Genomic DNA, 7,015 nt, shown 5'->3' on the forward strand with positions numbered 1-7,015 from the left:
CTACTCGACGGGACGGGCCGTCTTCATGGCCCGCTCGACCTCCCAGAACGCGCGCAGCGACGCGATCTTGCCGTCGCCGTCGGTCCGGTACACGAACACGCCCTCGGCGTCGATGACGGTGCCGGCCAGCGTGGTGCGGATCGTGCCGATGTTGACGCACTCGTCGCCGCACACCAGCACATCGTCGATGAGGAACTCGAGTTTCTCGGTGTTCGCGATCGTCATGTCGTAGAACGCGGAGATCGCGTCCCGGCCGCGGTGACCCTTGCCCTCCGGATCGAAACCGGACGGGCCGACCGGGTCCTCGACGCAGCCGTCCTCGGCGAACAGCGCCAGCCAATCGTCCTTGCGGCGGGCGCTGGCCGCGGCTTGCGACGCGCGCGCCGCGACCCGGGCGGGATGTTCCTCGCTCATACGGCGTCCCTTCCGTGAATGTATTTGTCGGCGAAGCGATGCAGCGACTCCTTCTTCGCCTCGAGCGGTGAGTCGAAACCGTGGCCGTCGAAGATCCACGGCACCACGATGATGTCGGTGACCCCGGCGTCGGCGAGTTCGGCGTAGCCGGAGGAACCGAACCGGTCGACGGACACCGCCTGGATCTCGAACGGTAGGTCGCTGCGGCCGTACTCGGCGCGCAGCACCCGCAGGCGGTCGATCACGGCGGTCAGCTCGTCGAACTTGATCATCGCCGAGGTCCACCCGTCGCCGACCCGTGCCGCGCGACGCAATGCCGCGTCGGTGTGCCCGCCGATGTAGAACGGCACGGGCTTGCTCGGTGCCGGGCTCATCTGCAACCGGTCGAAGTCGAAGAACTCACCGTGGTGCTCGACCATGCCGCCGCCGAGGATCAGTTTGATGACCTCGATCATCTCGTCGACGCGCTTGCCCCGCTTCGCGTAGGGCGCGCCGCACCACTCGAATTCCTCCGGTGCCCAACCGATTCCGACGCCGAATCCGAAGCGGTTGCCGGTGAGGTTCGCAACCGACCCGACCTGCCGGGCCAGGAGCACCGGGTTCCGGGAACCCAGCTTGAGCACCTGGGTGTAGAACTCGATCGTCGAGGTCACCGCCCCCATCGCGGCGGCGGCGATCAACGGATCGACCCACGGGGTGTCCGGGGTCCACATCCGCGAACCGTCCGGCGTGTACGGATAGTCGACCGTCTGCTTCTCCATGAAGAACAGCGAATCCGGCAGCGCGATCGACGAGAATCCGCACTCCTCGGCGGTTCTCGCGAGTCCCAGGAGCTGGTCCAGCGGCGTCATCGCGACACCGACGGTGAACTTGACCATGACCCGTCCCTTCTAGTGCGTCGGACGTTCGGAGGAGACGACCCACATCGAGAAGTACTGGGAGCCACCACCGTACGCGTGGCCGAGGGCCTTGCGCGCACCGTCGACCTGATGCTCGCCGGCCTTGCCCATCACCTGGATCGCGGCCTCCGCGAACCGGATCATGCCGGACGCGCCGATCGGATTCGACGAGAGCACGCCGCCCGACATGTTCAGCGGGATGCGACCGCCGATCGCGGTCTCGCCGGCCTCGGTGAGCTTCCAGCCGGAGCCCTCCTCGGCGAACCCGAGGTTCTCGAGCCACATCGGCTCGAACCACGAGAACGGCACATAGATTTCGCCGCAGTCGATCTCGGTGATCGGGTCGGTGATGCCCGCGTCCTTCCACAGCGCGGCCGCAGCGACGCGGCCCGCCTCCGGATTCACCTGGTCGCGGCCGGAGTAGGTGGTGGGTTCGGTGCGCATCGCCGTCGCATGGATCCACGCGACCTTGTGCCCGGCGGATTCGCGGGCCGCGGCCGTGTCGGCGTCTCCGATCACGATGGCGCACGCGCCGTCGGAGGACGGGCACGTCTCGTCGTAGCGGATCGGGTCCCACAGCATCTGGGACGCCTGCACCGATTCGAGGGTGATGTCGGGCTGCTTGAGGTGCGCGTAGGGGTTCTTGGCGCCGTTGAGGCGGTCCTTGACCGCGACCATCGCGCCGATGTGCTCGGGGGCGCCGGAACGGCGAATGTACGAACGCACGTGCGGCGCGAAGTAGCCGCCGGCCCCCGCGCCGACGGGCATCGTGAACGGCACGGGCGTCGACAGCGCCCACATCGCGTTCGACTCGGACTGCTTCTCCCAGGCGACGGCCAGTACGCGGCGGTGCACGCCGGACTGCACGAGGCTCGCGGCGACGTTCGCGGTGGAACCACCCACGGAACCGGCGGTGTGCACGCGCAGCATGGGCTTGCCGGTCGCGCCGATCGCGTCGACCATCGCGAGTTCGGGCATCATCGAACCCTCGAACAGGTCCGGTGCCTTGCCGATGACGACGGCGTCGATGTCGTCCCAGCCGACCTGCGCGTCGAGCATCGCGCGGTCGATGGCCTCACGGACCAGGCCGGCCATTGAGACGTCGTGCCGTTTGGCGACGTAGTGGGTCTGTCCCGTACCGAGGACTGCTGCCGGTTGTTTGGCCATGTCAGTTGCGTCCCTCCAGAACGGCTACCAGATTCTGTTGCAGTACAGGCCCACTCGTCGCGTGTGCGAGTGCGCGGCCGGCGCGGCCGTCGATGATCGCCTGCGCGGCGTACCCGATGCGTTCGAGTCCGCCGGAGAACATCGGGTTGCCGGTCAGCGGGCCACCCGACGGGTTGATCACGGTGGAATCGCCCAGGCCGATGGCTTCGCGCAGGATCAGTTCCTGATGGGTGAAGGGCGCGTGCAGTTCCGCGATGTCGAAGGCGGTGTCACCGCCGGTCGCCGCCTGCGCCGCGGCCTGCGCGGACGGTGCGACGGTGAGGTCGCGCGCGCCGAGATTCGGTGAGTCGATGCGGTGTTCGATACCGGTGATCCAGGCCGGGTTCTCGCAGAGTTCGCGGGCGCGGTCGCCGGACGCGAGGACGATCGCGGCGGCACCGTCGGTGACGGGCGCGCAGTCGTGCTTGCGCAGCGGGTCGGCGACGAACGGCTGCGCGAGCAGGTCGTCGACGTCGAAATCGCCGCTGATCTGCGACTTCGGGTTGTCCTTGGCGGCGGCACGGCTGCGCACCGCGATCTCCGCCATCTCGCGTTCGGTCCACTTGCCGGACTCGAGGCCGAAGCGCGCCTGCAGACCGGCGAGGGCGAGCGAGTCGACGCCGAGCGGCGCGACCAGATACGGATCGAGCTGCATGGTCAGGGTGCGGCGCAGGTTGCCCGCGGAGGACTTGCCGAAGCCGTACACGAGCGCCGTGTCGACCTCGCCGGTGATCAGCTTGACCCACGCCTCGTACAGGGCCCAGGCCGCGTCCATCTCGACGTGCGATTCGTTGATCGGCGGCACGGCACCGATCGCGTCGACCGCGGAGATGAAGGAGAACGCTCGTCCGGCAAGGTAATCCGACGAGCCGGAGCACCAGAAACCGATGTCGCTCTTGGTGATTCCGAGGCGCTCGTACAGTTCGTGGAAGCACGGGACGAGCATTTCGACGCCGTTGGTGGTGCCGGTGGTCTCACGCACGTGGGGTGCGTGGGTGAAGCCGACGACTGCGATGTCTGTCATTGATCCCGATGCTCCCTAGAGGTGGTGTTTGAACGTGTCGTAGTCCGCATCGGGTTCGCCCGTGGGACGGAAGTATTCGACGTTGCGCAGGGTGTGCCCCCACTCCTCGCGCGGTCGCCACTTGGCCTGGACGCGCATGCCCATGCGTACATCGGCGGCGTCGCACTCGAGGATCAGATGCAGGAACGGGATGTCCGCGCCGTCGAGCAGCACGTAGGCCGCGACGTAGGGCGGCTTGATCTGCTGCCCCAGGAACGGGACGTTGACGATGCAGAACGTGGTGACCGTGCCCTTGTCGGACAGCTCCACCTGCTCCTTGGTCGGGATGCCGTCGGTCGGGCTCGAGCCGCGGGGCGGAATGTAGACGGGGTCGCCCGGGCCGGTGCGCCCGCCGATGAACTTGCCTTCGGCGAGACCGCGCAGGTAGTAGGACTCCTCGGCGGAGGCGGTGTGCTTGTAGTGCAGGTCGATCGGGGTGACGATCATCGAGACCGGATCGCCCTCACCGGCGGCCGGCGTCTCGGTGGCCTCACCGGGTTCGAACGCCGCGATGTCGTCGATGTGCCCGACGCGCTCGTCGGCCCAGCGGACCCGCACCCGCATGCCGGTCTCGATGTCCTCGGGGGATTCGACGTCCACCGCGTGCAGGATCGAGGAATCGGCGCCGTCGAGCCGGATGAACGCCCACGCGAACGGGCGGTCGAACGGCTGGCCCGGAAGCGGCAGCTCGTTCCACGTCCAGCTGACGACCGTTCCGGCCTGCCCGACCTCGACGAAATCCAGCAGCGGTTCGTGGGTGACCGGGTCGTACTCCGGCGGCGGAACGAGCACCCGGCCGTCGGATGCGCGTGCCCCCACGATCCGTCCGTCGCGCAGACCGGTGACGAAGGCTCCCACGGTCGGTCCGGTGGATCGGGTGTAGTCGAACTTCAGATTCAGTGGTGCGCTCAGCGGTGGCTCGACAACCGCGCTCTTTCCCAGGCTCACAACTTCGAGTAGAACAGGTTCTAGGATTTGAGGCAAGGGTAGCGTCCGACCAGGCCGGTTCCGCACCGGCGACCATCGCGAAAGGTGCCACATGAAACTGGGATTGCAGCTCGGATACTGGGGCGCGCAGCCTCCGGCGAACGCACCGGAACTCGTTGCCGCCGCCGAAGCCGCGGGCTACGACGCCGTCTTCACCGCGGAGTCCTGGGGTTCGGACGCGTACACCCCCCTGGCCTGGTGGGGCGCCGAGACCGAACGCCTCCGCCTGGGCACCTCCGTCGTCCAGTTGTCGGCCCGCACGCCGACCGCCACCGCGATGGCGTCACTGACCCTCGACCACCTCAGCGGCGGCCGGCACATCCTCGGACTCGGCGTGTCCGGCCCGCAGGTCGTCGAGGGCTGGTACGGGCAACCGTTCGCCAAGCCGCTCGCCCGCACCCGCGAATACGTCGAGATCGTCCGGAAGGTCCTGGAACGCAAGGAACCGGTCACCAGCGACGGGCCGCACTACCCGATGCCCTACACCGGTGACGGCGCGAGCGGACTCGGCAAGCCGCTCAAGTCCATCACCCATCCGCTCCGCGCCGACATCCCGATCTGGCTCGGCGCCGAAGGACCGAAGAACGTGGCGCTCACCGCGGAGATCGCCGACGGCTGGCTCGCCATCTACTACTCGCCGCGCCTCGCGCCCATGTACAACAAGTGGCTCGACGAGGGCTTCGCCCGTCCCGGCGCCCGGCGCACCCGCGAGGACTTCGAGATCGCCGCGACCTGCCAGGTCGTCGTCACCGACGACAAGGCCGCGACCCTCGCCGCGCAGAAACCGATCATGGCCCTGTACATCGGCGGAATGGGCGCCCCCGAACTGAACTTCCACGCCCAGGTCTACCGGCGCATGGGCTACGACGCGGTCGTCGAGGAGGTGACCACGTTGTTCCGGTCCGGTCGCAAAGACGAAGCGGCCGCGGTCATTCCGGACGAAATGGTGGCCGAGACGATGATCGTGGGCGACCGGGACGAGGTTCGCGACGGAGTGCGTCGGTGGGAGGACGCGGGGGTGACGATGCTGCTCGTCGCCTGCCGAAACGCCGACCACGTGAGGTCGCTGGCGGACGTCGTGCTGGGCTGACGTCGGGGCGCTCCTGTCCGCCCGCTTGTCCGAGCGAACGTACCGTTCCGCCTCCGGCGGTCCGAGCGAGTGTATCCCTCGTCTCCTTCAATCGACTGGGTGTACCATTCGCTCTGCCGAAGGGGGCGGGGGCCACCCCGAATCGGGGTCGTTGTCCACAGGCGCGCGGTCTATCCACAGATACCGCGGCATCGGCGTCTCGACGTCTCGCGGCCGCCCGGCGGCATCGCATGATCGGCGCATGAGACGAGGAGAATGGGCAGAGGACCCCGAGACGTTGCTCAGGATCGCGAACCACGAAATCATCGCGGATTCGACGTTACGGAGTGTCGGGGTTTCGGGTTCGGCAATCCACGACAGGTGTAGGCCGGGCGGTCCGTGGGAGCGTGTTCTTCCCGGGATCATCCACTTGAAGAACGGGCGGCTGACGGATCACCAACGATCCGTCGCGGCACTGATGTACAGCGGGGAAACGGCCGTCCTGACCGGGCATGCGGCTCTGCGCGAGTACGGATTCGACACCGCCGGATACGAAGCGCACATCCTGCTTCCGGCGGAACAACGCATCCAATCGAAGGGCTTCGTGCTGGTGGAACGTACGCGCCGCATGCCGGATCACGTGGGTCGCCGAGGACTTCGCTGTGCGCCGCTCGTTCGTGCCGTCCTCGATGCGGCTCGCCGCTGCACGACGCTGGACGCGACTCGAGCGCTGATCGCTCAGGTCGTGCAGCGGGGAGCAGTGACGGTGCCCCAGTTGTCGGAGGAACTCGAGGCAGGCAGCGGTCGAGGTTCGGCCTTCCCTCGAAAGGTGCTGCGGGAGGTCGCGGCAAACGTACATTCGGTCCCGGAAGTGCACGCACGGAAGCTCTGGCTGCGCAGTGGGCTACCGGAGATGGTGTTCAACCGGGACGTCGTCGATGCTCACGGCAGGTTCGTCGCGCGTCCCGACGGCTGGATCGACGAGGTCGCGATGGCGTGGGAGATCGACTCGCTCGCATGGCATCTCTCGCCGGCCGACTACAAGAGGACGCTGGAGCGACGGACGAGAATGCAGGGTCTGGGCATCATCGTTCTGGCGACCGCACCCAGTGCACTTCGGGACAGCCCGGATCGGGTTCTGGCCGAACTGGTCCGGCACTTCGAACTGGCGCGGTCGCGTCCACGCCCGAACGTTCGAGTCGTGATTCCCGACGAGGAATCGGGGATCATGGCCGCCACACCCTCCCTCGCACGTGAGCGAGTGGTACACCCAGTCGATTGACGGGCTGTTGCAGAATCGCGGGTCGGTCTCGCCGTGACGCGGCGGGGCCGACCTGCGGCTTTGTGTAGAATCCGTTGGTGGCCAAAGGATATCGA

General features: G+C 67.7%; 7 protein-coding genes. 2 read left to right on the plus strand and 5 right to left on the minus strand.

The window, feature by feature from the left end; translation table 11 throughout:
- Genes ACWDTS_RS25640 through ACWDTS_RS25660 form a run of 5 tightly spaced genes read right to left on the minus strand, consistent with a single transcriptional unit; the run spans position 1 to position 4,530 of the window.
- Complete coding sequence (locus ACWDTS_RS25640; RefSeq protein ID WP_450109786.1) at positions 1-414, minus strand: nuclear transport factor 2 family protein; 414 nt, start codon at positions 412-414, stop codon at positions 1-3.
- The gene (locus ACWDTS_RS25645) at positions 411-1,292 is read right to left on the minus strand and encodes a TIGR03619 family F420-dependent LLM class oxidoreductase (protein WP_450109787.1); all 882 of its coding nucleotides are present in this window, start codon (positions 1,290-1,292) and stop codon (positions 411-413) included. The genes ACWDTS_RS25640 and ACWDTS_RS25645 overlap by 4 nt, the downstream gene beginning before the upstream one ends.
- Positions 1,293-1,304: 12 nt before the next feature.
- Positions 1,305-2,480 (minus strand): thiolase domain-containing protein, encoded by a 1,176-nt coding sequence (locus tag ACWDTS_RS25650; protein ID WP_450109788.1) that lies wholly within the window; start codon positions 2,478-2,480, stop codon positions 1,305-1,307.
- Between the two features lies 1 nt (position 2,481).
- On the minus strand, positions 2,482-3,543 hold the full coding sequence (locus ACWDTS_RS25655) for a thiolase domain-containing protein (RefSeq protein WP_450109789.1): 1,062 nt from the start codon (positions 3,541-3,543) through the stop codon (positions 2,482-2,484).
- A 15-nt stretch (positions 3,544-3,558) separates the two neighbouring features.
- Entirely contained in the window at positions 3,559-4,530 is a 972-nt protein-coding gene (locus ACWDTS_RS25660) for a Zn-ribbon domain-containing OB-fold protein (RefSeq protein WP_450109790.1), read from the minus strand.
- 91 nt (positions 4,531-4,621) lie between these two features.
- Between ACWDTS_RS25660 and ACWDTS_RS25665 the strand changes: the two genes are divergently transcribed.
- On the plus strand, positions 4,622-5,659 hold the full coding sequence (locus ACWDTS_RS25665) for an LLM class F420-dependent oxidoreductase (RefSeq protein WP_248674991.1): 1,038 nt from the start codon (positions 4,622-4,624) through the stop codon (positions 5,657-5,659).
- A 241-nt stretch (positions 5,660-5,900) separates the two neighbouring features.
- Entirely contained in the window at positions 5,901-6,920 is a 1,020-nt protein-coding gene (locus ACWDTS_RS25670; protein WP_450119277.1) for a hypothetical protein, read from the plus strand.
- The last annotated feature ends 95 nt before the right edge of the window (positions 6,921-7,015 follow it).

It is taken from the genome of Rhodococcus sp. NPDC003383, assembly GCF_053589115.1.

Bases quoted from the DNA above. Each gene is read 5' to 3' on its own strand.
- ACWDTS_RS25640 (WP_450109786.1), bottom strand. From the start codon at position 414: ATGAGCGAGGAACATCCCGCCCGGGTCGCGGCGCGCGCGTCGCAAGCC.
- ACWDTS_RS25645 (WP_450109787.1), bottom strand. From the start codon at position 1,292: ATGGTCAAGTTCACCGTCGGTGTCGCGATGACGCCGCTGGACCAGCTC.
- ACWDTS_RS25650 (WP_450109788.1), bottom strand. From the start codon at position 2,480: ATGGCCAAACAACCGGCAGCAGTCCTCGGTACGGGACAGACCCACTAC.
- ACWDTS_RS25655 (WP_450109789.1), bottom strand. From the start codon at position 3,543: ATGACAGACATCGCAGTCGTCGGCTTCACCCACGCACCCCACGTGCGT.
- ACWDTS_RS25665 (WP_248674991.1), top strand. From the start codon at position 4,622: ATGAAACTGGGATTGCAGCTCGGATACTGGGGCGCGCAGCCTCCGGCG.
- ACWDTS_RS25670 (WP_450119277.1), top strand. From the start codon at position 5,901: ATGAGACGAGGAGAATGGGCAGAGGACCCCGAGACGTTGCTCAGGATC.